This window comes from Pseudomonas sp. TH07 (assembly GCF_016651285.1).
Lineage (GTDB): Bacteria > Pseudomonadota > Gammaproteobacteria > Pseudomonadales > Pseudomonadaceae > Aquipseudomonas.
Genome location: NZ_JAEKED010000001.1, coordinates 5,658,530 through 5,682,995 on the forward strand (window position 1 = coordinate 5,658,530; position 24,466 = coordinate 5,682,995).

Consider the following 24,466-nt stretch of genomic DNA (forward strand, 5'->3'; position numbering starts at 1 on the left):
GACATGATATGTCTGAAGCCTACCTCGGAGAGATCCGCATGTTCGCCGGCGATTACGTGCCGGAAAATTGGACGCTTTGCGATGGAAAACTGCTTCCTGTGAGCACCAACCAATCCCTCTTCAGCCTGCTGGGCACCCTCTACGGCGGCAATGGGCAAACCAACTTCGCAGTGCCCAACCTCTGTGGTCGCATTCCCGTCGGCCAGGGCGAAGGCACCGGCCTGGCGCCTTGGGTAGTAGGGCAAACCGCCGGTGTCGAAAACGTCACCCTGACATCAGCGCACACGCCGGCCCACAGTCACACCTTCACTGTCAGCAAGGCGGCTGCGACCACCGCGGCCGTGGTAGAAACCGGTCAACCCAACAATCGCTCCTTCGGCGCCTTCAAAGCCGTGGCCTCGATCAAGGGCCTGTACAGCGCAGGCACCGGCACCAGCGCCCCGGTGACGCTCAGCCCGGCGTTCCTCTCGGCCGAGGGCGGCCAGCCACAGCAGAATGTGGTACCTCACAGCAATATGATGGGCTCGCTGGCTATCAACTACATCATGTGCATGGTCGGTTTTTACCCCACTCGCCCGTAACCGCCTTTTTAGCCAATGGAATGACTGCTCATGGATGCCTTCATCGGTGAAATCAGACTTTTTCCCTACAACTTCGTGCCGCAAGACTGGGCGATATGCGACGGTACGGCACTCAACATTCAACAGAACCCCGCCCTGTTCTCGGTCATCGGCGGCAAGTTCGGCCAGAACGGCAATGTCAGCTTCAACCTGCCCAACCTCAATGGTCGCGTGGCCATGGGCACCGGCACTGGAACCGGCCTGACGCCAAGAACACTGGCGGACAAGGTGGGTGGTGACCGGGTGCCGCTGACGGCATCGAACATCGCCAGCCACAGTCACATGGTGCTAGCCAAGGAGGGCACGGAAATCTCGGCCTCCCAAGACGTACCAGACACCAGCAGTTACCTGTCACAACCGCGCACCCTGCGCCTGTACAACCCGCTACCCAGTGGCGCCGCCTTCAGCATGGAAGCAACCACGGTGGGCAAGACCGGTACCCCCAACGCCATGAGCGACGCCACTCGCAGCACCCTGCAGCCGTACCTGACCCTGGTCTATTGCATCTGCCTGTCGGGTGAATATCCGATCCGGGCCTCTTGAGCGATATCGAGGTGATCCAGGCGCTGGAGTCGATGATTGCGCCCGAGGCTGCTTGCAGTTTGCGCAGGCAGACCGGGTCGGATCAGGGCTTTATCCAGGCGCTATTCGTCGCACGCCGCTGGCAGGAAGTCAGCGGTGCGCCCGGCTGGAGTGACGCCCAGCGCCGCGATTTTCTGCTCGGCCAGGCTGAACTGCAAAGCCGGCACTACGCACAGCACTATCCAGCTGCCGATTTCCTGATCCTGGTTCATGAACAGGCCCCAATCGGCAGGCTTTGTGTCCACCAGAGCGAAAGCGAGGTGCGGGTTGTCGATATCGCCCTGCTGCCCGGCTATCAGAACCAGGGGCTAGGTAGCGCCTTGCTGCATGGCGTACTGGCGTTGGCCGATCGGCAGCACAAGCCCTGTGGCCTCAGCGTCGAACAGCTCAGCCCGGCGCGTCGGTTGTATGAGCGCCTGGGTTTTAGGGCGCTGGACGGACAAGGCTTCTATACCCAGATGCAGCGCGCTGTCACAGCGGAAGCCGCATTGAACACGCCTTCACTCATGACGGCCGACTAAGTATCTGCGCTGGGAATTGAACATGGAACGCTGACGCTTGATCGCCCTAAAAATTAGCTTTCCATTACGGCGCGGACCGCATCCCGATTGCTGCCGCGCGTTTCACTCCCCAAGCCATACATGCTTTCAAATCGAAACATGGCAGGAAGCCTCATGAGAACTCTCCTCACGCCCTTCGGTACCTGGCTGACACACAAACTGGCGATCATTTGCCTGTTATTGATGGCCCTGACCACTTCGACCCTGGCGCAAGCCGCCGCGCCGGTCATCACCTCTCCGGCTCCAGGTTCGACCCTGCCCACCGTCGCCGTCGGCGGTTCAGTGAACATCACCATCACGTCCAGCGGAGGCGTTTTGCCCATCGACGGCTGGTATGAGTGCGACATCGACAATTGGGACGGCAACCCCTGCCTGCCACCGGGACTGACGCTGGATAATTCGCCTGGCAGTGCAACTACTTCGCTACATGGCTCGCCTACCACTGCTGGGACCTATCACTTTGCCGTATCGGTTCTAGGCAACGACAGTCTGGCGGGCGTTGCCTTCTACGATTTGGTGGTCACGGGCGCCAGCGCACCCACCGTCGGCCCGGTCAGCGCCACGTTCGCCGCCAACAGCAGCAACAACCCGATCTTCCTCAACATCAGCGGCGCCGCCGCCACCAGCGTCGCCGTGGCCAGCGCGGCCAGCCATGGCACCGCCACCGCGAGCGGCACCAGCATCACCTACACCCCGACCGCCGGCTACTCCGGCACGGACAGCTTCACCTACACCGCCACCAACACAAGCGGTACGTCCAGCGCGGCCACCGTGACCATCACTGTCAGCGCGCCAACGATTACCATCGCCCCGGCTTCCCTGCCGAACGGTACGGCGAATGTGGCCTATGCGACTCAGACCATCACGGCCACCGGCGGTACCGCGCCCTACACCTTCGCCATCAGCAGCGGCAGCTTGCCCACTGGCCTGTCCCTGAACACTGCAACCGGCGTCATCAGCGGCACTCCCACCGCCGCCGGAAGCTACAACTTCACCGTGACCGCCACCGACGCCAACAGCGCGACCGGAGCGCATCCCTACTCCGTGACCATCAGCGCGCCACCGATTGTCATCAGCCCGACCACACTGCCCAACGGTACGGCGAGTGTGGCCTATGCACCCCAGACCATCACGGCCAGCGGCGGCACCGTCCCCTACACCTTCGCCATTAACAGCGGCAGCCTTCCCACTGGTCTGTCCCTGAACACTGCGACCGGCGTCATCAGCGGCACCCCTATCGCTGCTGGCACCTACAACTTCACCGTGACCGCCACCGACTCCAGCAGCACGACGAACACACAGGCCTACTCCATAATCGTCGGCGTTGCCCCGCCAGTTGCAGGCCCGGTAAGCGCCACGTTCGCCGCCAACAGCAGCAACAACCTGATCAACCTCAACCTCAGCGGCGGCGGCGCCGCTACCAGCGTCGCCGTGGTCAACGCGGCCGGCCATGGCACCGCCACCGTCAGCGGCACCACGATCACCTATACCCCGACCGCCGGCTACTCCGGCGCGGACAGCTTCACCTACACCGCCACCAACACAAGCGGTACGTCCAGCGCGGCCACCGTGACCATCACTGTCAGCGCGCCAACGATTACCATCGCCCCGGCTTCCCTGCCGAACGGTACGGCGAATGCGGCCTATGCGACTCAGACCATCACGGCCACCGGCGGTACCGCGCCCTACACCTTCGCCATCAGCAGCGGCAGCTTGCCCACTGGCCTGACCCTGAACACTGCAACCGGCATCATCAGCGGCACTCCCACCGCCGCCGGAAGCTACAACTTCACCGTGACCGCCACCGACGCCAACAGCGCGACCGGAGCGCATCCCTACTCCGTGACCATCAGCGCGCCAACAATTGTCATTGCTCCAACCACCCTGCCGAACGGTACGGCGAGTGTGGCCTATGCAACCCAGACCATTACGGCCAGCGGCGGCACCGCGCCCTACACCTTCACCACCAGCAGCGGCAGCTTGCCCACTGGCCTGTCCCTGAACACTGCAACCGGCGTCATCAGCGGCACTCCCACCGCCGCCGGAAGCTACAACTTCACCGTGACCGCCACCGACGCCAACAGCGCGACCGGAGCGCATCCCTACTCCGTGACCATCAGCGCGCCAACAATTGTCATTGCTCCAACCACCCTGCCGAACGGTACGGCGAGTGTGGCCTATGCGACCCAGACCATGACGGTCAGCGGCGGTACCGCGCCCTACACCTTCGCCATCAGCAGCGGCAGCTTGCCCACTGGCCTGACCCTGAACACTGCAACCGGCATCATCAGCGGCACTCCCACCGCCGCCGGAAGCTACAACTTCACCGTGACCGCCACCGATGCCAACAGCGCGACCGGATCCCGTGCCTACTCCGTGACCATCAGCGCGCCAACAATTGTCATTGCTCCAACCACCCTGCCGAACGGTACGGCGAGTGTGGCCTATGCGACCCAGACCATGACGGCCAGCGGCGGTACCGCGCCCTACACCTTCGCCATCAGCAGCGGCAGCTTGCCCTCTGGCCTGACCCTGAACACTGCAACCGGCGTCATCAGCGGCACTCCCACCGCCGCCGGAAGCTACAACTTCACCGTGACCGCCACCGATGCCAACGGCGCGACCGGAGCACGTGCCTACTCCGTGGCCATCAGCGCGCCAACAATTGTCATTGCTCCAACCACCCTGCCGAACGGTACGGCGAGTGTGGCCTATGCGACCCAGACAATAACGGCCAGCGGCGGTACCGCGCCCTACACCTTCACCACTAGCAGCGGCAGCCTGCCCACTGGCCTGTCCCTGAACACCACGACCGGCATCATCAGCGGCACTCCCACCGCCGCCGGAAGCTACAACTTCACCGTGACCGCCACCGATGCCAACAGCGCAACCGGATCCCGTGCCTACTCCGTGACCATCAGCGCGCCCACCCTGGTGCTGACCCCGGCCTCCCTGGGCGCCGGCACCACAGGCAGTCCCTATAGCGCCACCTTCAGCACCTCCGGCGGCACCGCGCCTTATACGTACAGCGTCACCGGCAGCCTGCCGGCCGGCATGACCCTGAACACCAGCAGCGGCGTGCTCAGCGGCACACCGACGGCCAGCGGCAGCTACAACCTGACCATCACCGCTACCGACGCCAACGCTGCCAACACCTCCAAGGCCTACACCTTGACCATCGCCGCCGTGCCCATCACCGTGCCGGCGTCGAGCCAGATCCTGGCCTCGGGGCAGACCGCCACCGTCGACCTGACCCAGGGCGCCACCGGCGGCCCCTTTACCCTGGCGACGCTGGGCACCGTGACCCCCGCCTCCGCCGGCCGGGCGATGATGATGGGCCCGTTCTCGATGCGCTTCGTGCCGTCGGCGGCCTTTGTCGGCACCGCGGTCGTCACCTTCAGCCTGCAGAACGGCAGCGGCTCCAGTGCTGCCAGTTCCGTGAGCTTTATCATCGAGGCGCGCCCGGACCCGAGCAGGGATGCCGAGGTGATCGGCCTGCTCAACGCCCAGACCCGGGCCGCAGAACGCTTTGCCAGCACCCAGATGGACAACTTCAACCGCCGCCTGGAGCAGTTGCATCAAGTGTCCTGCAACCGCAACTCGTTCAATGCCAGCGTGAGAAAAGACGGGCACGAGGTGCCCATGCAGGAAATATCCAGCGCCGTGCAGAAACAACTGGGCGGCTCGGCCAACACCACCGACGAAGAGAAGAGAAAGACCGCAGCCGAAGTCGAAGACGGCTGCAAGCAAGACGCCATCGCCTACTGGAGCGACGGCTTCATCAACAACGGTTCGACCCACACTCGTGGGGCGCGGGACAACAGCTTCACCACCCTGGGCCTGAGTGCCGGCATCGACTATCGCCTGTCACCGACCGCGATTGCCGGTGTCGGTATCGGCTACGGCAACGACCGCAGTGACATCGGGGACAACAAGACCCGCAGTGACGCCGACGCCATCGGTATCGCCACTTACCTGAGCCTGAACGTGGCGCCCCAGGTATTCGTCGACGGCCTGCTGGGCTACAACCGCATCAGCTTCGATTCGAGGCGCTACATCACCGGCAGCAACGATGACTACGCCAAGGGTTCCCGTGATGCCGACCAGTTGTTCGCCTCGCTGACCACCAGTTACGAGTACCGCCAGGGCCCGCTGTCGCTCACCCCTTACGGGCGCTTGAACGCCAGCACCACACGCATGGACGCCTTCCGTGAGAGCGGCGGCGGCATTTACGGGCTGTCCTATGACGAGCAGCGGCAACAGAACTTCACCTCGTTTATCGGCCTGCGCACAGGGTATGACGTGCCGACCCGACTCGGGGTGATGACGCCCAAGGTCGGGCTGGCCTGGGGCCACAACTTCAGCGGCAGCAGCGATTACAAGATGCGCTACACCGACCAGGGTGACGACGGCATTCTCTACCGCTTCAAGCCCGACCCGCTGGACAGCGATTTTGCCAACCTTGACCTGGGTCTGGACTTCAACCTGGGTCGGGCCTGGCAGATGGGCTTCTCCTACAAGACCGCCCTGGGCAGCGACGAGCGTAGCGACACGTTCCGCATCGGCGTCAACGGCAAGTTCTAGCCCGCAGCAACGGATGACGCCGGCTCCGGCGCCATCCGCCTCTCCCGCACCCTGCGCCCATCCCGTGGCGCAGGGTCATCAACGTCCTACCTTTACTTGCCGGCGTGCAGCACCTGCGGTTCCGGCATGGCCGAGGAATGGTGGTTGAGGATTTTCCACTGCCCGCCTTCCTGCTCGTAGACAAAGGTGTAGCGCGCCTGGACCTGGCGACTGCGACCGTCGGTGCCGGTCAGGGTGAAGGTGTAGACGCCGCTGTCCATGGCCACATTGCTGCCCAATTGGCGGATTTCCCGGTAGTTGATCTGGCCCACGGGCTTGAGTGCCAGGAAGTGCTCGAAGTAGTCCTTGATCTGCGCCGGGGTGGTGCGCACCTGGTTCGACACTGTGGGCTGCAACACCGCATCCGAGGCATAGAGGTCGACCACCGCCTGGGCGTCGCCGGTCTGCAAGGCGCCGTTCCAGCGGTCGAACAGGCCGGCGATTTCACGATCCTGCTGGCTGCTCGGCTGTTGCGCCACGCTGCTGTAGACGTAGGGCACGGTCTCCAGGGCATGGGCCAGGGGCGCGCCCAGGACCAGCAACATGATCAGGGCCGAGGTTTTCAATTTCATGGCGATTCTCCAGTGGGGGGCAATGGCCACAGTCTGTGGTCCGGCGCACGCGCCGCCATCGGCCAACCGGAGGCATTTGCCTATGCCATTTGGCAGATGGTCGCCGCCCCCGTTAACACGGTTTAATAGCGCCCCTGCCCGAACGAGCGTGCCTGAGCGCCGGAGCCGCCCCTTGCCCACCCCGCCCCATGATCCCGCCAGTGCCCTGGCGATTCGCACCCAGTATCGCCAGGCGCAAAGCCGCGCCGCACGCCTGCGCCTGCTGGTGGACACCGGCCAGGAACTGACTCAGCTCAGCCCCCACGCCAAGCGTCAGCGGGTGCTGACCCGCGCCTGTGGGTTCCTGGCGATGGACCACGCCATGCTGCTGGAATGGGACGCCGCCGGTGAGGTCCACAGCCGCGCCAGCCTGGGCAACAGCGAACGCCTGCAGAGCCTGGCCCGCAGCACCGACCGCGCTTTGCGTGCGCCGCACTGGCAGGAAAACCCCGGGGCGCCGTTGCCCAGCGAGCTGCGGGTGCCCTTGCGTGGCGGCGATGGCACCAGCTTTGGCGCCCTGGTCCTGGCCAACAGCGTCAGCATCAGCGCGCCGGACAACGAAGACCTCGAATCCCTGCAACTGCTGGCCACCCTGCTCGCCGCACACCTGGAGAACCAACAGTTGCTCGATACCCTGGTGGCACGCGATCGCACCTTGTCCGAGCTGGTGGACCGCCTGTTCCGCGCCCAGGAAGACGAACGCAAACGCGTGGCCTACGACCTGCATGACGGCCTGGCACAAACCCTCGCCGGCCTGCATCAGCGCCTGCAAGGTTTTGCCGGTCGCTGCCCGCCCCTGCCCGGGGCACTGGACGGCGACCTGCAGGACATCCTGGCCCTGGCCCAGCATTGCGTGGGCGAAGGCCGGCAATTGATCGGCGGGCTGCGGCCGACGGTGCTGGATGATTTCGGCCTGCTCAAGGCGGTCGACAAAGAGGCCGATCGCCTGCGCGACGCCGGGATCCAGGTGCTGTGGCACGAGCGTTGCGCGGCGCGCCTGCCGAGCCAGACCGAGATCGGCCTGTTTCGCATCGCCCAGGAAGCCATCAACAACATCCTCAAGCACGCCCAGGCCAGCCAGGTGCAACTGGCCCTGGAGCTGCACGCCGGCCAGGCCTGGCTGCGGGTCGAGGACAACGGCCTGGGCTTTGCCCGCGGGCAGGCCCTGGACCATGCCGACACCCAGCACCTGGGGCTGGCGGCAATGCAGGAGCGGGCCAGCCTGCTGGGCGGGCGCCTGACCTGCACCAGCTGCCCCACTGCCGGCACCCGACTGCTGGCCTGCGTGCCCTGTACCGCGCAAGGAGCCTTGGGATGAGCACTGCCAGCAACCCCGTGCTGCGCCTGGTCCTGGCCGACGACCACGAAGTGACCCGCACCGGCTTTGTCGCTCTGCTGGCCGGTCATCCCCAGTTCGAGGTGGTCGGCCAGGCCCGCGATGGCCAGGAGGCCGTGGCGCTGTGCGAGCGCCTGCTGCCGGACATCGTGATCCTCGATATCCGCATGCCGCTGCTCAACGGCCTGGGCGCGGCGCGGCTCCTGCAACAACGTTTGCCGGAGTTGAAAGTGGTGATCTTCACCATGGACGACAGCCCGGACCACCTGGAGGCGGCCATGAACGCCGGGGCCGTGGGCTACCTGCTCAAGGACGCCAGCCGCGACGAAGTGATCGACGCCCTGCAACGGGTTGCCGCTGGCGAAGCGGCGCTGAACAGCGCCGTCAGTGCGCGCCTGCTGCGGCGCCTGACCGAGCGCGGCGGCAACGGTGCTGCCAGCGAGCAACTGACCCCGCGCGAACGGCAAGTCCTGGGGCTGGTGGCCGATGGCAGGAGCAATCGCCAGATCGGCGAGCAGCTCGGCATCACCACCGGCACCGCCAAGGCCCATGTCGAACGGGTGATCGGCAAACTCGGCGCCGCCGACCGGACCCAGGCCGCCGTGCGCGGCATCGCCCTGGGCCTGGTGGCGCAACCGTGAGGCTGTGGCGCGCCCGCTACTGGGCCGACCTGCCGCTGCGGGGCAAGGCGCTGGTGGTGATTTCCCTGCCGCTGGTGATTCTGCTGCTGTCCCTGGTGCTGATCTACACCACCGAGCGCCAGACCGCCCGCGCTGAAGAGGACGTGCGCCGGGTGCTGCTGGTGCAGGGCGATATCCAGGCCGTGCACACCCTGCTCGCCGAAGCGGCGGCCAGCGTGCGTGGCTACCTGCTGACCCGGCGCGAAGACTTCCTGCCGGCCTATCGCCAGGCCAGGCCGCTGATCGACGCCGCGCTGCAACGCCTGGACAGCAACGTGCGCGACCCCCGGGTGCGTGAACAGCTGGACGCCATCGCGCCGCTGATCGACAGCAAAGTCGATGGCCTGGCGGAGATGCTTGAAGACCGCCGGGCCACCCCGGAGCTGATCACCAGCATCCTGATCAGCAACAAGCACATCCTCGACGAGCTGCGCGAACGCATCGCCACCATGCGCACCCTGGAAGATTGGCTGCTGGCCGAGCGCACCATCGCGGCCGCCGCCACCCGCGAACGCCTGCTGCTGTCGACCTGGCTGGCGGCGGTGTGCGGGCTGTTCGGGGCGATTGTCGCGGTGCTGTTTCTGTCCAAGGGCATTGTCGCCCGGGTGCAGCAGGTGCAACGCAATGCCCAGCGCCTGGCCCTGGGCCAACCCTTGTGGCCGCAACCGCCGGAGCAGGATGAAATAGGCCAGTTGGGCACCCGCCTGGTGGAAGCCGGGCACCTGCTGGCCGAGCGTGAACGCGCCCTGCGCGACAACGAGGAGCGCCTGCGGCTGATCATCGACGGGGTCAAGGATTACGGTATTTTCGCCCTCGATACCGACGGCTACGTCACCAGTTGGAACGCCGGGGCCGAACGGATCAAGGGCTACACCGAACAGGAAATCATCGGCCGGCATTTTTCCCTGTTCTACCTGCCCGAGGAGTGCCCGCAGCATCCCGAACTGGCACTGCGCGAAGCCACCCGCGACGGTGATTTCATGGAAGAAGCCTGGCGCTGCCGCAAGGACGGCAGCCGGTTCTGGGCCAGTGTAGTGATTACCGCGCAGTACGACGCCAGCGGCGCCTTGCGCGGGTTTTCCAAGATCACCCGCGACATCAGCGACCGGCGGCTGGCGGAAATTGCCCTGCGCACCGCCCGTGAAGAAGCCGAGCGCGCAAGCCGCGCCAAAAGCGAATTCCTGTCGCGCATGAGCCATGAACTGCGCACCCCGCTGAACTCGATCCTGGGCTTCGCCCAACTGCTCGACATGGACGCCTCCCACACGCAGAAAGCCCAGGTCGGGCACATCCTGCGGGCCGGCCAACACCTGCTGACCCTGATCAACGAAGTGCTGGACATCGCCAAGATCGAGGCCGGGCGCCTGCCCCTGAATATCGAAGCCGTGCCCCTGACCCAGGTGCTGCAAGAGGCCCTGGCGCTGGTTTCGCCGATGGCCGCAGCGGCCGGGATCCAGGTCCTGGAGTTGCCAGCGCTGGCCGACGACAGCGGCATCGTCGCCGACCGCCAACGGCTGGTGCAGGTGCTGCTGAACCTGCTGTCCAATGCCATCAAATACAACCGCGCCGACGGCCGGGTGCAGATTGAGGTCAGGGTCGAGCCACCGCGCATCGCCGTGGCCGTGGTCGACAGCGGCAAGGGCATCGCCGCCGAACGCATGCCGCAGTTGTTCAAGCCCTTCGAGCGCCTGGAAACCGACCCCAACGTCGAAGGCACCGGCCTGGGCCTGGCCCTGAGCAAAAGCCTGCTGGAGATGATGGACGGCAACCTCAGCGTGCTCAGCCAACCCGGCGTGGGCTCGAGCTTCACCCTGGAGCTGCCCTTCGCTCGCCTGCCCCACCACCCGCCGCCACCCCGGGCGATCGCGCCGACTCCAGTCCCGGCCAGCGTGGTCGGCTACCGCGCCAAGGTGCTGTGCATCGAGGACAACCTGTCGAGCCTGGCCCTGATCGAAACCCTGCTGCAACGCCGCCCCGGCCTCAAACTGCTGTCGAGCATGCAGGGCCAGATGGGCCTGGACCTGGCCGACCAGCACGCGCCGCAGTTGATCCTGCTGGACGTGGCCCTGCCGGACATGGACGGCCTGACCCTGCTGCAACGCCTGCGTCGCTCGCCCATCACCTGCGCCACGCCGGTGCTGATGATTACCGCCGATGCCAGCGAGCGCACCCAGCAGGCGCTGCTCGATGCCGGGGCCACGGCAGTGCTGACCAAGCCACTGCATATTCCGGCGTTCCTGTCCCACCTCGACCGACACCTGCCGGAGCCCCTGTGACCACTGACCTGCGCATCCTGATCATCGATGACCAGCGGCCCAACCTGGAGCTGATGGAGCAACTGCTGGCCCGCGAAGGCCTGAGCAATGTACTCACCAGCACCGAGCCGCTGCGCACCCTGGACCTGTTCAACAGCTTCGAGCCGGACTTGGTGATCCTCGACTTGCACATGCCGGAGTTCGACGGTTTTGCCGTGCTCGAACAGCTCAGCCGGCGCATCCCCCAGGGCGAGTACCTGCCAATCCTGGTGCTGACCGCCGACGCTACCCGCGACACCCGCCTGCGCGCCCTGGCGCTAGGTGCCAATGATTTCATCAGCAAGCCCCTGGATGCCCTGGAAACCATGCTTCGGGTCTGGAACCTGCTGGAAACCCGCGCCCTCTACAACACCCTGCGCACCCTGGTGCCGGCGGACCGCATCGACTTGCTGCGCCGCCGCTAAGCCCCCGGGAACCAGCCTGCGACCTTGCACCACGGGGCCCGCAAAACCTCAGCAACGAGCGCTACCTGTATTGCGCCAACGCCTGCCGTTACGGCGACGAGCGCAACCTGGTGGGGGCCATCAGTTACAACTGGTAGGGCCTTGGACCAAACGCCATGGGTGATGCCGGCAGCACCGCGCCAGCCGCGGCGGGTGCGGTCGCGTTGCTGTCTGCGCAAAGGCTGCTTTACTCAGTCAACCCGACGCTGTGCCCGTCGTCCCTGATGCGTGAATGCTGCCAGGGGCCGGCGGGCGATTCATGAGGAAGCCCCGATGGAACGCCTGACTGCGCAAGACTTCAGCCCCGAATTGCTGGAACTCTACGACTACTACGCCCACGGCCGGATCAATCGCCGCCAGTTTCTCGACCGGGCCGCGGCCTTTACCCTGATGGGCATGACTGCCAGCGCGACCCTGGCCGCCTTGAGCCCCAACTATGCGCTGGCCGAGCAAGTGGCCTTTACCGACCCGGACATCGTTGCCCACTACATCACCTACCCCTCGCCCAAGGGCCATGGCCAGGTGCGGGCCTACCGGGTGCACCCGGCCAAGGCCAGCGGCAAGGTGCCGACGGTGGTGGTGGTGCACGAAAACCGTGGCCTCAACCCTTACATCGAGGATGTGGCACGACGGCTGGCCAAGGCCGGTTACATCGCCCTGGCCCCGGACGGCCTGAGTTCGGTAGGCGGTTACCCGGGCAATGACGATCAGGGCCGCGAGCTGCAAGCCAAGATCGACCCGCAAAAGCTGATGAATGATTTTTTCGCCGCCGTCGAGTGGCTGATGAAGGACCCGGCCGGCACCGGCAAGGTCGGGATCACCGGCTTCTGCTATGGCGGTGGCGTGGCCAATGCCGCAGCGGTGGCCTACCCCGAGCTGGCGGCCGCCGTGCCGTTTTACGGACGCCAGCCCAAGACAGAAGACGTGGCACGGATCAAGGCACCGCTGTTGCTCCACTACGCCGAACTCGACAGCGGGATCAACGAAGGCTGGCCCGCCTACGAAAAAGCCCTGAAAGCCGGCGGCAAGACCTACGAGGCCTTCGTCTACCCGGGGGTCAACCATGGCTTTCACAACGACTCCACGCCGCGCTACGACGAAGCCGCCGCCAACCTGGCATGGGAACGCACCCTGGCCTGGTTCAAGCGCTATCTCGCCTGATCCCGCCTGTAGTCGCTGCCGAGGCACGAGGTTGCACTGGCCGTCATCGACGCCGTGTTGGGTCAGGTAGATACGCGGGGTTGTTGCAGCCTGCGCGGGTCATCACGGGCTGCGGCGGCGGTAGAAGCTGGCGGCCAATACCAGGAATATCAGGCTGCCGGTGGCGACCTGCTGCCAGTAGAAGTTCCAGCCGATCAGCAGCAAGCCATTGGCAATCACATTGATAAACAGCACCCCCAACAAGGTGCCCAGTACATTTGGCCGGCCCTGGCGACTGAGGGTGGTGCCCATGAATACCGCACCGATGGCGTTGATCAAAAAGGCATTGCCCGACATCGGCACGTAAGCATTGACCGTAGAGCTGAGCAGAATCCCCGCCACCGCGCAGGCCAGCGCGCTGCCGACAAACACCCGGGCCAGGATCCGCCGTGGCGACAGGCCCGAGTAATACGCCAGCTGCGGCTGCGCGCCCACCGCCTGGATCTCGCGACCCAGCCTGCCCCGTGCCAGCACCAGCCCATAACCGCCGGCCAGCGCCGCCACCAGGTACAGCGGCAGCGGGATGCCCAGCAGCAACAGGCTGCTGATGCCGGGCAACACGTCCTTGGCGATGTAGATCGGCTGGCCACCGTCCGACAGCAACTGCTGGACGCTGGTGCCGATAAACAGCGTGCCCAGGGTCGCCAGGAACGGCGTGATCCGCAGCCCGGCAATCAGCAGCGCATTGAACAGCCCGGCGCCGGCTCCTGCCGCCAGGGCCACCAGAATCGCCAGTCCCAGGCCAAGCCCGGCGTTCAGGCTGACGACAAAACCCAGGCTGGCGAAGTCCAGGGCGGTGCCCACCGACAGGTCGATGCCACCGGCGGCCACGGCCCAGGTCATGCCGATGGCGACCACCGCCAGCAGCACAAAGTTGTTGAGCACCAGGCTCGACAGATTGCCCACGCTGAGAAAGCCCGGGGCGCTGAACGAGAAAAACAGCACAATGCCCAACACCAGCAACGGCAGGATCGCAGGCAGGCGATCGAGCAGGGCCAAGGCGCGCGCCCGCGGGTTCAGGGTCAGGCCGCTCATGGGTGGCCCTCCTGCTTGGCCACGGCGGCGGAAAACGCCACCACCAGCAAAATCAGCACTCCCTGCACACCATTGACCCAGAAGCTGGAGATGTTCAGCAGCTGAAAGCCGTTGATCAAAAAGCCCAGGAGCAAAGTTGCAAGCAGGGTCCCGGGAATATTCGCCGTCAGGCGCCGGGAGAACACCACGCCCAGAAAGGTGATGGCCACCACCGACAGCAGCATCTCTCCCGAGCCGGTGGTGCTGCCGCTGAAAAACGCCGCCGAGCACAGGGCCGCGACCGCCGCGCAGGCGCCGGCGATCAGGTAGCTGGAAAACACATAGCGCTTGAGCCCCAGGCCCGCTGCCCGCGCCGCCTCGGGGTATTCGCCGACCGCGTACAGGCGCAGGCCGTAGGTGCTGTGCTGAATCAACAGGGTCAGCAGCGCCGCCACCGCCAACAGCACCCAGGCCAGGGCTGGCACCCCCAGCCAGTCACCAAAGGCCAGCCACTCCAGCAACGCGGACTCGGTGGGCAGCACGCTGTTCTGGGTCAGCACCAGCTCCAGGCCGGCCACCAGGTTCATGCTGGCCAGGGTCGCGAGCAGCGGCGGCAGGCCGAGCAGCAATACCGCCAGGCCATTGAAGGCCCCCACCACTACCCCGCAGGCCAGGGTCAGGGACAACGCCTGCCAGGCCTCGCAGCCTTGATTGTTCAGGCTGCTGTAGACCGCCGCACACAGCCCCAGATTGGCTGCCAGCGACAGGTCGAGGCCACCGGAGACCACATGGTTGCCGCCGCCGATCACTACGCAGGTCAGGCCAAAAGCGAGAATTCCGAGGATCGCCGACTGGGCAAAGACATTGGCGATGTTGCCGGCGCTGATAAAGTTCGGCGCGGTCAAGGCAAACACCAGCAGGATCAGGGCGAACACCAGCAACGAACCGCGCTGCGCCAGCCGTGGCAACAGGTGGTTCGCAGGTTCCGCAGCAGGTCGGGCTAAGGCTTCAAGACTGGACATCGGCAGTTTCCTTTTTCGCCAGAGGCAGGTGCGCCGGGGCCGAGGTCGGCCGCTCGCCGGAACCGGTGGCACATCTGAGCAATTGCTCGCTGTCGGTGGCGCGCGCGTCGAATTCGCCGGCGATGCGGCCACGGTGCATCACCAGGATCCGGTGACTGATGCCAATCAACTCCGGCAAGTCCGAAGACAGCACCAGCACCGCCGCACCGCTCTCGGCCAGGCGCGCGATCAGGCGGTAGATTTCCACCTTGGCCCCGATATCGATGCCCACGCTCGGCTCGTCCAGCAGGTACAACGACGAGTGCCGGCTAAGCCACTTGGCCAGTGCGACCTTCTGCTGATTGCCACCGCTGAGTTGCTGCACCGGCGCATCGGGGCCGGTGGTCTTGATCGCCAACTCATCGATCAGGCGCCGGCTTTCCCGGGCCTGCGCCCCTCGGTCCAGCAGACCCCAGCGGCTGAAGGTGCCGAGGCTGGCCAGGGTGATGTTTTCCAGCACCGACAACAGCGGCGCCACCCCATGGCTGCGGCGCTCTTCGGGCACCAGGGCGATACCGTGGCGCACCGCATCTGCCGGCGACTTCAAGCGCAGGGGCTGGCCGTGCAGGTGCATTTCGCCGCGCTCGGGGACGCCCAGGCCGAACAGGCTTTTCAACAGCTCCTTGGCCCCGGAGCCCACGAGGCCGGTCAAGCCCAGCACTTCGCCCCGGTGCACGCTGAAGTCGATGGCGTCATAGGCGTGCCCTGCCCCGAGCTGGTTGAGCTGCAACACCGGCGCGCCCGGCACGGCCCGGGTGCGCGGGTACATGTCTGCGACGTCGCGGTTGACCATCAGCCGCGCGATTTGTGCGGTGCTGGTGCTGGCCGGGTCCACCACGGCCACATCGCGGCCGTTGCGCAGCACCGTGACCTGATCGCACAGCGCCTCGATTTCCTGCAAGTAATGGGAGATGTAGAGGATCGACAGGCCCTGGCTGCGCAGGCGACGAATGATGCCCAGCAACTGGTCCACCTCACGCTTGACCAGGGACACGCTGGGCTCGTCGAACACCAGTATTTTCGGTTTGGCGAGCAAGGCCCGGGTGATCTGCAGCACCTGGCGCTGGGCGCTGTCGAGGTCGCGGACCAGGGCCCCGGCCGGGAACTGCAGATCAAAATAATCGCGCAGCAAGCGCGCCGCCTCGCGCTCCTGGGCGCGGCGATCGACAAAGGGTCCACGGCGGATTTCATGCCCGAAAAACAGCGCTTCGCCGACACTGAAGCTGGCGGGCAGCAACCGCTCCTGATGAATAAAGTGCACGCCCAGGGCCTCGACCTGGCGCGGCGTCGGCGCCTGCAATTGGTGGCCGTCGATGCTCAGGCTGCCGGCGTCCGCGCGGTGGATGCCGGCCAGGACCTTGATCAGGGTCGACTTGCCGGCCCCGTTTTCCCCTACCAGCCCATGCACCGTGCCGCGCTCCACGCGCAGGCTCGCGCCGTCCAGGGCCTGAGTGGCCCCGAAGCGCTTGTACAGGTCCTTCAGGTGCAGGGCTGGGGTCACTGATCGCCCCTCAGTTGCAGCACCTCAGGCAGGTTGGCGGCAGTGGTGAGCAAGGTCGCAACCTGGGTTTCCTTCGGCAGGTCGCGCTGCCCGGCCAGGTAGCGGGCCACGTTTTGCACCGCCGTCTTGCCGATCAGCGCCGGCTGTTGCGCGACCACCGCGCCGATCGGCGAATGCTCGCGCTTGAGCATGTCGAGCACCTCCGGCGTGCCGTCCACACCGTAGGTCTTGATCTCGGTGCGGCCGGCATCCACCAGGGCCTTGCTCGCGCCCAGCTGCGGAATATCCCAGGCCGACCAGATCGCGGTCACGCTGCCCTTGGGGTATTTGTTGAGCAGCGCCGAGACTTGCGAGTAGGCGTCCTGCACGGTGTTGGGGATCACGTCCCGCAGCTCGGGCTCGATGATTTTCAGGTTCGGCTGATCCTTGAGTGCCAGCTTCAACTGGTCGTAGCGGATGGCGCACACCGGCACCCCGTAGAAGCCGTTGAACACCAGAATATTGCCCTGGCCCGAGGCGTCCTTGATCAACTGCTCGGCCAGGGCCTTGCCCGTGGCGACGTTGTCGGACGTGGTGTTGTTCAGGCTGTATTGCGAGGGTGCGTCAATGGTGAACAGCGGGATACCGGCCTTGCTGATGCGCTTGAGCCAGGGGTCGATCACGCTCAGGGTGCCGAGGGTCTGGATCACCGCATCGGGCTTTTGCGTGACCACGGTCTGCAACTGATTGACCAGGTTTTTATCGTTGCGCCCGGCGTCCAGGGTGATCGGCGTTCCGCCCAGGCGCTTGACCTCGTCAACCTGGGCCTGAAAGGCCTTGATGTCGAAGTAGTGACTGGTGCCGGTCATGCTGATCGCGATGCGCTTGCCCGCCAGCGAAGGGACATCGCTGTCGTCGGCATGGGCGGTCGTGGCCAGGCTGGCTGCCACCAGGGCACACGCCAGCAGGCGCCATGAGGCAGTCAGGCGCGACCGCGAAAAAACAGAAACGGCATCAGGCATCCAGGTAGCTCCAATGATTGCGTGGGAATGGTCCTCGGCAAGCCATTGCACAGGCCATGCCCAAACCCTGGCAGTCGTTGTCGCTGCGCCCCCAAGCCACGGCAGCCGCCGCTCTGCGCCGGGCTCCCGCTACCGATGATCAACACCCCGTGGCGGCGGGCACGGGGCGTGGACGGGCAAATTGCCGAATCGCTGTTGCCAGGCCAACAGTTGCCCTGGGGAACTGCGCGCCCTACTCGATCAAAGGCACCTTGGCTGCACGCCGGTAAGGACCGTACTCCACCGGCACCCACTGGAACTGCTTGCCCTGGGTAGTGATGTGGCCGATGCCGGGGAACGGCAGGTGCGCCGCGGTGACCCAGGTCTTGCTGGCGGCGGCGGCGCTGAACACCTTGGCCCGGCTCTTGATCGCCTGCTGGCCGTCGACGTCGAAGCCGATGGAGACCTCGGGATGCTCGAACTGCACCGCCAGGTTATGCACCAGGTCGCCCATGAACAGGATGCTCTGGCCCTGGGAAGTGAAACGGTAAGTGGTGCTGCCCGGGGTGTGCCCGGGTTCCAGCACGGCTTCGACACCGGGCACCGGCGACTGGCCGGGGGCAAAGGTCTTGAAGCGGTCGGCGGCCACATAGGGCGCAGTGGAGTCCTGGGCGATCTTGAAGTAGGCCTTGGCGCCTTCGGGGGCCTTGGCCAGGGCCTTCGGATCGAGCCAGTAGGCGGCCTCGGCCTGGGCCGCGAACACCGTTGCATGGGCGAATACCGGCTGCTGCCCGGCGTCGACCAGGCCGCACACGTGGTCCAGGTGCAGGTGGGTCAGCAGGATAGTGTCGACCTGGGATGGGTCGTAGCCGGCGGCCTTGATATTGGCCGAGAGCATGCCGGCGGTGGCGCCGATGCACTGGCCGGCGCCGGTGTCCACCAGGATCAACTGCTTGCCGGTGTTGATCAGGAACGCATTGAACGCGGTCTGCACTCCCGGGGTTTCAATCGAGCGCCGGGCCAGCAGCGCGCGGATCTTGCTCTGGCTCAGGCCCTTGAGCAAGGTCGGCGACAGGTCGTTATAGCCGTCGAACAGCGCAGTCACCTCGTAATCCCCCACCGCCAGGCGATAGTAACCCGGCACTTGGGTGCCGACCTGGGCCGGGGCCTCGGCCAGGGAGATACCGGACGCCAATGCCAGCGTCAGGCCGAGCGTGCCCACCAGAGATTTTTTCATGCCGTTACCCTTGATCGAGTGGAAACAGGCAGCCCGCCATCGGACCGCCCCATGCCTCGATCTTGCGCCCTGGGGCAATGGGTTAATTGCAGCTATGTGCTGACTTGTTGCCGCCCTACCCGCCGGCGTCGCCAAACACCGCGACGATCTCCTCGATCACTGCCCGCACCCGTGCGGTGTGGCGCAAGTCGGCGTGGGTCACCAGCCATACGTCATAGGGCGTGGTGCGGTTGCGCTCGGGCCACAGCCGTACCAGGCCGTCGCGCTGGCCCATGGGCACCGGGATCTCCCCCAGGCCGATCCCGGCACCAATCGAGCGCCGCACCAGCAGGCTGGAGCTGAGGCTGGCGACAATGCGCCCACCGGTCATGGGCTCCGCGACCAGGGTCAGGTCCTTGTTGCCCTGCAGATAGGGTTGATACACCACCAGGTCATGCCCGGCGAACGCCGAACCCGGCTCCGGCACGCCGTGGGCCTCGACATAAGCCTGGGAGGCAAACAGCCCCACCGGCCAGCGGGCGATGCGCCGGGCGATCAGGTCCGGGTTATCCGGCCGGGTGTTGCGCACCGCGATGTCGGCTTCGCGCTTGGCCAGGCTGAGGATCTGCGTCGAGGCGTCCAGTTGCACCCGCACATCGGGGTGCCGCTGATGCAGGCGGGCAATCGCCGGGATCAGGAAATCGATGGCCAAGGAGTCGGTGGTGCTGACCCGCACACTGCCGGTCAGGCGATCGTCCAGCCCCTGGATCTGCCGCTCCAGCTCCAGGGCCGAATGCTCCATTTTTTCCACCGCCTGTAACGCTGCTTCCCCCACCGCGGTCAGTGCGTAGCCGTCGGAGGTGCGCAGAAACAGGGTCGCGCTCAGGGACTTTTCCAGGGCCGTGACCCGCCGTCCGACTGTGGCCTGATCCACCCCCAGCACCCTTGCCGCCCCGCGCAGCGTCGACTCGCGGCACACCGCCAGAAACACCCGAGCGTCATCCCAATTCATTGATTTGCTCCTATGCGTACTCGACCGTGATGCATATACGCATCACGAAGGCGCGAAATCGCAGCATTATTGCATCGATCAGGGTCGTTATGCTGGGCGCCTGAATCAACCCACAGGACCTTTGTCATGCTCAGCCCCTCTGTTGCCCCGGACGCCCGGCGCCAGGCCATCTGGCTGCCGATCTTCGCCGGCCTCTGCGCCAGCCTGGTCGGTATCGGCCTGGCGCGGTTCGCCTACACCCCGCTGATTCCGGCATTGATCCAGGCCCAATGGTTTTGCGCAGGCGATGTGGTGTACCTGGGTGCCGCCAACCTGGTGGGCTACCTGCTCGGCGCCTTGCTCGGGCGGCCCCTGGCCCGGCGCACCTCCAACACCCAGGCCCTGCGCCTGATGATGCTGGCGGTGACCCTGGCGTTTTTTGCCTGTGGTTTTCCGCTGTCGGTGGCCTGGTTCTTCGGCTGGCGCCTGCTGTCGGGGATTGCTGGTGGCGCGATCATGGTGCTGGTGGCCTCGACCGTGCTGCCCCATGTGCCGGCGGCGCGTCGGGGCCTGGCCAGCGGTGCGATTTTCCTCGGCATCGGCCTCGGCATTGCCGGCTCCGGGACCCTGGTGCCACCGCTGCTGAGCCTGGGCCTGCAACAAACCTGGTGGGGCCTGGGCCTGGTGTCGCTGCTATTGAGCGCGGCCACCTGGTTCGCCTGGCCGACAACTGACCCGCTGCATGCAGCGCCTGTCGCAACCCCGGCGCCCGCGGCCACCCACGACCCGAGCGTCTACCTGCTGTTCGCTCAATACGCCTTTATGGCTGCCGGGCTGGTGCCGGCCATGGTGTTCCTGGTGGATTACGTGGCGCGCGGCCTGGGTGCCGGGCCGCACATTGGCGCGCTGATCTGGGTCCTGTACGGCCTGGGCGCGATCATCGGCCCGGTGAGTTATGGCTTTCTGGCCGACCATCTGGGCGCCCGGCTGAGCATGCGCCTGGTGCTGGTGGTGCAGGCGATTGCCATGGGCCTGCTGGCGGTGTCCAGCTCCTTCACCCTGCTGGCGGTGCTGGCGGTGATTCTCGGCTCGTTCCCGCCGGGCATCGTGCCGTTGGCCCTGGCCCGGGTGCATGAGCTGATCCCCCGGCATCACCTGCAACAGATCGCCTGGAGCCGCGCCACGGTGTCGTTCGCCACCTTCCAGGCCATCGCCGGTTTCGCCTACTCGAGCCTCTTCAACGCCAGCGGCGGCCAGCACGCCCTGCTGTTTCTCATCGCCGCCGGCGCCCTGGTCATCGCTCTGTTGCTGGAACCGGCGCTGCGCCTGGTGCAACGCCGCGAGCGGCTTGAGCCGGTATTGAACTGAATCACCGGCCCCCGGCTGCGGTCCCACCCATGAACCCTTTGCCACAGGACATCGACATGCACCTGCCCCAGACCATGACCCTGATTGAAATCACCGAACCCGGCGGCCCCGACGTGCTGCAACCGCGCGAGGTCCCGCTGCCGGCGCCGGGCCCGGGTGAAGTGCTGATTCGCGTGCACGCCGCCGGGGTCAACCGCCCGGATGTGCTCCAGCGCAGCGGCCATTACCCGATGAAGCCCGGAATGAACCCGAACCCCGGACTCGAGGTGGCGGGTGAAGTGGTGGCCCTGGGCACCGACGTCAGCCAGTTCGCCCTCGGCGACCGGGTCTTTGCCCTGACCAACGGCGGCGGCTACGCCCAGTATTGCGCGGTGCCGGCCGGACAGACCTTGCCGATCCCGGGTGACCTGTCGTGGATCCAGGCGGCCGCGATCCCGGAGACCTTCTTTACCGTGTGGGCCAATCTGTTCAATATCGGCGGCGCCCACAAGGGCCAGCGGGTGCTGATCCACGGCGGTACCAGCGGCATCGGCACCACCGCGCTGATGCTGTGCCGGGAGCTGGGCATCGAGGCCTTCGCCACCGCCGGCAGCGCCGACAAATGCACGGTGATTCGCCAGTTGGGCGCCGAGCCGATCAACTACCGCGAGCAGGATTTTGCCCAGGTCATCGCGGAAAAAACCGCCGGTCAGGGGGTGAATGTGATTCTCGACATCATGGGCGGCTCCTACCTCAACAGTAACGTCGCGGCCCTGGCCCTCGAAGGGCGCCTGGTGATGCTGGGCTTTCTCGGCGGCGCCCGGGCCAAGGACATCGACCTGATGGCGATCATGGGCAAGCGCGCGGTGGTCACCGGCTCGCTGCTGCGCTCGCGCACCGGCGCCGAAAAAGCCGCCATCGCCGCGCACCTGCAGCAGCACGTATGGCCGGCGCTGGCGGCCGGCCGCTGCCTGCCGATGATCGACAAGGTCTACCCCTACACCGAGGCTGCCCAGGCCCACGAACGCATGGAGGGCGGCGAGCATATCGGCAAGATTGTGTTGCAGGTGGCTTGAGGGGTCGCCGGTGCGGGTGCCGGTCAGCCGGCCACCAGCAGCCGGTCCTCGAGGACCACGCTGATGCCGCCCTGGCGCCACAACTCGAAGTAGCGGGAAAAATCGATGTCCAGGGCAATCAGCGGCGTGGCGATGTACCAGGCCAAGTAATAGTCGGCCGCGATGCCATACAGCGCTTCGAGCAAGGCATGCACCTGGGCGTCCGCGTCCTTCAGGTCGTCGATCAGCGCATCGGCGATATGCTCGAACACCCAGGCATTAGGCACATCGCGCTGCAATAACGGGTACAGCTCATCACGACTGACGCACTGCACCTGTGGCTGCCAGCCGGGCTGCTCTGGCCAGGGGCCGCCAGTGGCCTCGCAGAAACGCGCCTGCTCGTGCCACCACTCCAGCGCCGCACTCTTGAGCCGCGCCTGATCGGTGCCCGGGGTCGGCAGCAGATACAGGCTGTGCTCCAGGGATCCGGACGCCAGCACCTGGCGCGCCCGCTCCTGGATGGCCAGGGCCTGGGGAAAGCCGGACAGGATCCGGCTCAGTTGCGAATCCCCCGGGTGCGCCTTGAACAGCCCGAGAAAATGCGACTTGTCGAAGTCAGCCCGGCCCTGACGGTAGGCGAGCCAGTCATCCAGCAACGAGCTCATGGGCAGGTGTGCGCCTGGGGTGCTGTGGTGGCCACTCAATGCACCGCCCGCGTCACCAGAAAACTCAGCAACTGCGGGTCGTCATCCAGCTCGATGGCTTGCACCGGACGCGGCAGGTCGTCGAGCACCGCGCGCCAGAACGCCTGGGAGGCTTCGTCCTGGTCATAGAAACGCACCAGCCAATTACTCTCGCCGCTGGTCAGCACCTGAGTCGCCAAGGCGCGGCCGATGCCCTTGCGCCGGTAGCGTTTGAGAATGAACAGGTCCGCCAGCTCCAAGGCGTTCAATCCCGGCAGTTCACTGCCCTCGATCAGCAGGAAGCCGGCGATATAGCCGTCGACCAGCAACAGGTTGGCGCTCCACTGCGGCTCTTGCCAGTAGCGGGCCAAGTGCTCTTCGTGGATGTAAAAACGCCCGTCCGGCTCAACGTCTTCCTGTTCCCAGTCCGAAGACTCGTAGGCATAGAACTGATAGAGGTTGCGAATCAGCTCGGCGTGCTCAGGGCCGGTCTGGATCAACTCGACAGTGGTATCGCTCATGACGTGGCCTCGCGTGTGCATGGACGAGGCAAACAGGTATCGGCAATCGACGGCATGCATATCTCGGTAACTGGACAAATGACAGAGGCGCTGGCGGGCTGCCCCTTGAATGGGCCGCCATTGTTTACAAAACCCGCCGCCAACGCCATCGCAAACAATGGGAAAGCTGGCGCCGGTATTTCTCCATGAGCCAGCGGCCATAGCCCTGGTCCACTGAGCATAAACCTGGCTGCGGGCCACATCTGGCCCGCAAGGCCACTCTTGGCCTGATTTTTATTCCTTCATTTTCAACAGGTTATCGATATTCGAGCCAGAACAGGCCCGAAAAGCCGGCGATAAAAACACCTGGCGCAATTGGGCGAGCTTAAAGACCGTCGAAAGCCGCCGAATAAAACTCATAAGCCGTTGTTTTTAAATGATAAATACAAGAACAAAGAAAGACTGGCACAGGGTTTGCGATAAGGCCCGGGTCATCACCGATGGCATCACGGCCCATCAAGCCTTATTCGTCAAACCTACAAGGAAGCAGCCAATGTCTACTCCCGCCTATATCAGTATCCAGGGCAAGACCCAGGGCAACATCACCCAGGGCGCCTTCACCGCCGACTCCGTCGGCAACGTTTACCAGGAAGGCCACGAAGACCAGATCCTGGTCCAGGAAATCGAACACCTGATCGCCACTCCGACCGACCCACAAAGCGGCCAGCCCTCCGGCCAGCGTGTACACAAGCCGTTTATCTTCACCGCGCCGCTGAACAAGGCCACCCCGCTGCTGTACCAGGCCCTGGCCTCCGGCGAGATGCTCCCGGAAGTGGAAGTGAAGTGGTACCGCACCTCCACCGAAGGCAAGCAGGAGCACTTCTTCACCACCAAGCTGGAAGACGCCACCATCGTCAACATCAACGCCGCCCTGCCCCACGCCCAGGACCCGAGCAAGGCCGGCTACACCCAGTTGATCAAGGTCGCCATGGCCTACCGCAAGATCACCTGGACCCACGCCATTGCCGGCACCGAAGCCTCGGACGACTGGCGCAAACCGCAGGAATCCTGACCCCAGCCAAAGGCACGACCGACGCCCAGTGCACCGGCCGTGCCGACTCTGCGCTGATCGATGATCCGGGCATTGA

Annotated in this window: 21 protein-coding genes; 12 read left to right on the forward strand and 9 right to left on the reverse strand. The window is 65.5% G+C overall.

Annotated elements, in window-relative coordinates:
- Positions 1 to 8 precede the first annotated feature (8 nt).
- The 4 genes from JFU57_RS25995 to JFU57_RS26010 all read left to right on the forward strand — a co-directional run bounded on the left by JFU57_RS25995 (position 9) and on the right by JFU57_RS26010 (position 6,346).
- The gene (locus JFU57_RS25995) at positions 9 to 581 is read left to right on the forward strand and encodes a phage tail protein (RefSeq protein ID WP_201131254.1); all 573 of its coding nucleotides are present in this window, start codon (positions 9 to 11) and stop codon (positions 579 to 581) included.
- A gap of 30 nt (positions 582 to 611) precedes the next feature.
- Positions 612 to 1,163: a phage tail protein gene (locus JFU57_RS26000; RefSeq protein ID WP_201131255.1), complete on the forward strand. Its 552-nt coding sequence runs from the start codon at positions 612 to 614 to the stop codon at positions 1,161 to 1,163.
- Positions 1,164 to 1,174: 11 nt separating this feature from the next.
- Entirely contained in the window at positions 1,175 to 1,723 is a 549-nt protein-coding gene (locus tag JFU57_RS26005; protein WP_342032575.1) for a GNAT family N-acetyltransferase, read from the forward strand.
- Between the two features lie 153 nt (positions 1,724 to 1,876).
- On the forward strand, positions 1,877 to 6,346 hold the full coding sequence (locus tag JFU57_RS26010; protein WP_201131256.1) for a putative Ig domain-containing protein: 4,470 nt from the start codon (positions 1,877 to 1,879) through the stop codon (positions 6,344 to 6,346).
- Positions 6,347 to 6,438: 92 nt separating this feature from the next.
- On the opposite strand, the gene JFU57_RS26015 is transcribed toward JFU57_RS26010, so the two are convergent.
- Positions 6,439 to 6,957 (reverse strand): SgcJ/EcaC family oxidoreductase, encoded by a 519-nt coding sequence (locus tag JFU57_RS26015; RefSeq protein WP_201131257.1) that lies wholly within the window; start codon positions 6,955 to 6,957, stop codon positions 6,439 to 6,441.
- A gap of 172 nt (positions 6,958 to 7,129) precedes the next feature.
- On the opposite strand from JFU57_RS26015, the gene JFU57_RS26020 reads away from it, so the two are divergent.
- The 5 genes from JFU57_RS26020 (at position 7,130) to yghX (ending at position 12,931) form a co-directional block, all read left to right on the forward strand.
- A complete protein-coding gene (locus JFU57_RS26020) occupies positions 7,130 to 8,314 on the forward strand; it encodes a sensor histidine kinase (protein WP_201131258.1) in 1,185 nt (394 codons plus the stop codon).
- Entirely contained in the window at positions 8,311 to 8,973 is a 663-nt protein-coding gene (locus JFU57_RS26025; RefSeq protein WP_078468999.1) for a response regulator, read from the forward strand. Before JFU57_RS26020 ends, JFU57_RS26025 begins: the two co-directional genes overlap by 4 nt.
- Positions 8,970 to 11,288, forward strand: coding sequence for an ATP-binding protein (locus tag JFU57_RS26030; RefSeq protein ID WP_201131259.1), 2,319 nt, complete (start codon positions 8,970 to 8,972; stop codon positions 11,286 to 11,288). The genes JFU57_RS26025 and JFU57_RS26030 overlap by 4 nt, the downstream gene beginning before the upstream one ends.
- Positions 11,285 to 11,731, forward strand: a complete 447-nt coding sequence (locus JFU57_RS26035) for a response regulator (protein WP_201131260.1) — start codon at positions 11,285 to 11,287, stop codon at positions 11,729 to 11,731. The genes JFU57_RS26030 and JFU57_RS26035 overlap by 4 nt, the downstream gene beginning before the upstream one ends.
- A gap of 312 nt (positions 11,732 to 12,043) precedes the next feature.
- Positions 12,044 to 12,931, forward strand: coding sequence for a YghX family hydrolase (yghX, locus tag JFU57_RS26040; RefSeq protein WP_201131261.1), 888 nt, complete (start codon positions 12,044 to 12,046; stop codon positions 12,929 to 12,931).
- Positions 12,932 to 13,033: 102 nt separating this feature from the next.
- Here the strand turns inward: yghX and JFU57_RS26045 are convergent, their stop codons facing one another.
- The 6 genes from JFU57_RS26045 to JFU57_RS26070 form a co-directional block, all read right to left on the reverse strand.
- On the reverse strand, positions 13,034 to 14,005 hold the full coding sequence (locus tag JFU57_RS26045; RefSeq protein ID WP_201131262.1) for an ABC transporter permease: 972 nt from the start codon (positions 14,003 to 14,005) through the stop codon (positions 13,034 to 13,036).
- Positions 14,002 to 15,006 (reverse strand): ABC transporter permease, encoded by a 1,005-nt coding sequence (locus JFU57_RS26050; protein ID WP_201131263.1) that lies wholly within the window; start codon positions 15,004 to 15,006, stop codon positions 14,002 to 14,004. The genes JFU57_RS26045 and JFU57_RS26050 overlap by 4 nt, the downstream gene beginning before the upstream one ends.
- A complete protein-coding gene (locus JFU57_RS26055; protein ID WP_201131264.1) occupies positions 14,993 to 16,546 on the reverse strand; it encodes an ATP-binding cassette domain-containing protein in 1,554 nt (517 codons plus the stop codon). Before JFU57_RS26055 ends, JFU57_RS26050 begins: the two co-directional genes overlap by 14 nt.
- Positions 16,543 to 17,547: a sugar ABC transporter substrate-binding protein gene (locus JFU57_RS26060; RefSeq protein WP_201131265.1), complete on the reverse strand. Its 1,005-nt coding sequence runs from the start codon at positions 17,545 to 17,547 to the stop codon at positions 16,543 to 16,545. Before JFU57_RS26060 ends, JFU57_RS26055 begins: the two co-directional genes overlap by 4 nt.
- 232 nt (positions 17,548 to 17,779) lie before the next feature.
- The gene (locus JFU57_RS26065) at positions 17,780 to 18,763 is read right to left on the reverse strand and encodes an MBL fold metallo-hydrolase (RefSeq protein ID WP_201131266.1); all 984 of its coding nucleotides are present in this window, start codon (positions 18,761 to 18,763) and stop codon (positions 17,780 to 17,782) included.
- Between the two features lie 115 nt (positions 18,764 to 18,878).
- Positions 18,879 to 19,754, reverse strand: coding sequence for a LysR family transcriptional regulator (locus tag JFU57_RS26070; protein ID WP_201131267.1), 876 nt, complete (start codon positions 19,752 to 19,754; stop codon positions 18,879 to 18,881).
- 126 nt (positions 19,755 to 19,880) lie between these two features.
- On the opposite strand from JFU57_RS26070, the gene JFU57_RS26075 reads away from it, so the two are divergent.
- Together JFU57_RS26075 and JFU57_RS26080 are read left to right on the forward strand one after the other, a co-directional pair.
- Positions 19,881 to 21,101, forward strand: a complete 1,221-nt coding sequence (locus JFU57_RS26075; RefSeq protein ID WP_201131268.1) for a YbfB/YjiJ family MFS transporter — start codon at positions 19,881 to 19,883, stop codon at positions 21,099 to 21,101.
- Positions 21,102 to 21,157: 56 nt separating this feature from the next.
- Positions 21,158 to 22,156, forward strand: coding sequence for an NAD(P)H-quinone oxidoreductase (locus tag JFU57_RS26080; RefSeq protein ID WP_201132209.1), 999 nt, complete (start codon positions 21,158 to 21,160; stop codon positions 22,154 to 22,156).
- 23 nt (positions 22,157 to 22,179) lie between these two features.
- Here JFU57_RS26080 and JFU57_RS26085 read toward each other — a convergent pair whose 3' ends face one another.
- Both JFU57_RS26085 and JFU57_RS26090 read right to left on the reverse strand, forming a co-directional pair.
- Complete coding sequence (locus JFU57_RS26085) at positions 22,180 to 22,800, reverse strand: hypothetical protein (RefSeq protein ID WP_201131269.1); 621 nt, start codon at positions 22,798 to 22,800, stop codon at positions 22,180 to 22,182.
- Positions 22,801 to 22,835: 35 nt separating this feature from the next.
- Positions 22,836 to 23,339 (reverse strand): GNAT family N-acetyltransferase, encoded by a 504-nt coding sequence (locus JFU57_RS26090; protein ID WP_201131270.1) that lies wholly within the window; start codon positions 23,337 to 23,339, stop codon positions 22,836 to 22,838.
- A 532-nt stretch (positions 23,340 to 23,871) separates the two neighbouring features.
- On the opposite strand from JFU57_RS26090, the gene JFU57_RS26095 reads away from it, so the two are divergent.
- A complete protein-coding gene (locus tag JFU57_RS26095) occupies positions 23,872 to 24,390 on the forward strand; it encodes an Hcp family type VI secretion system effector (protein WP_078468984.1) in 519 nt (172 codons plus the stop codon).
- Positions 24,391 to 24,466 lie beyond the last annotated feature (76 nt).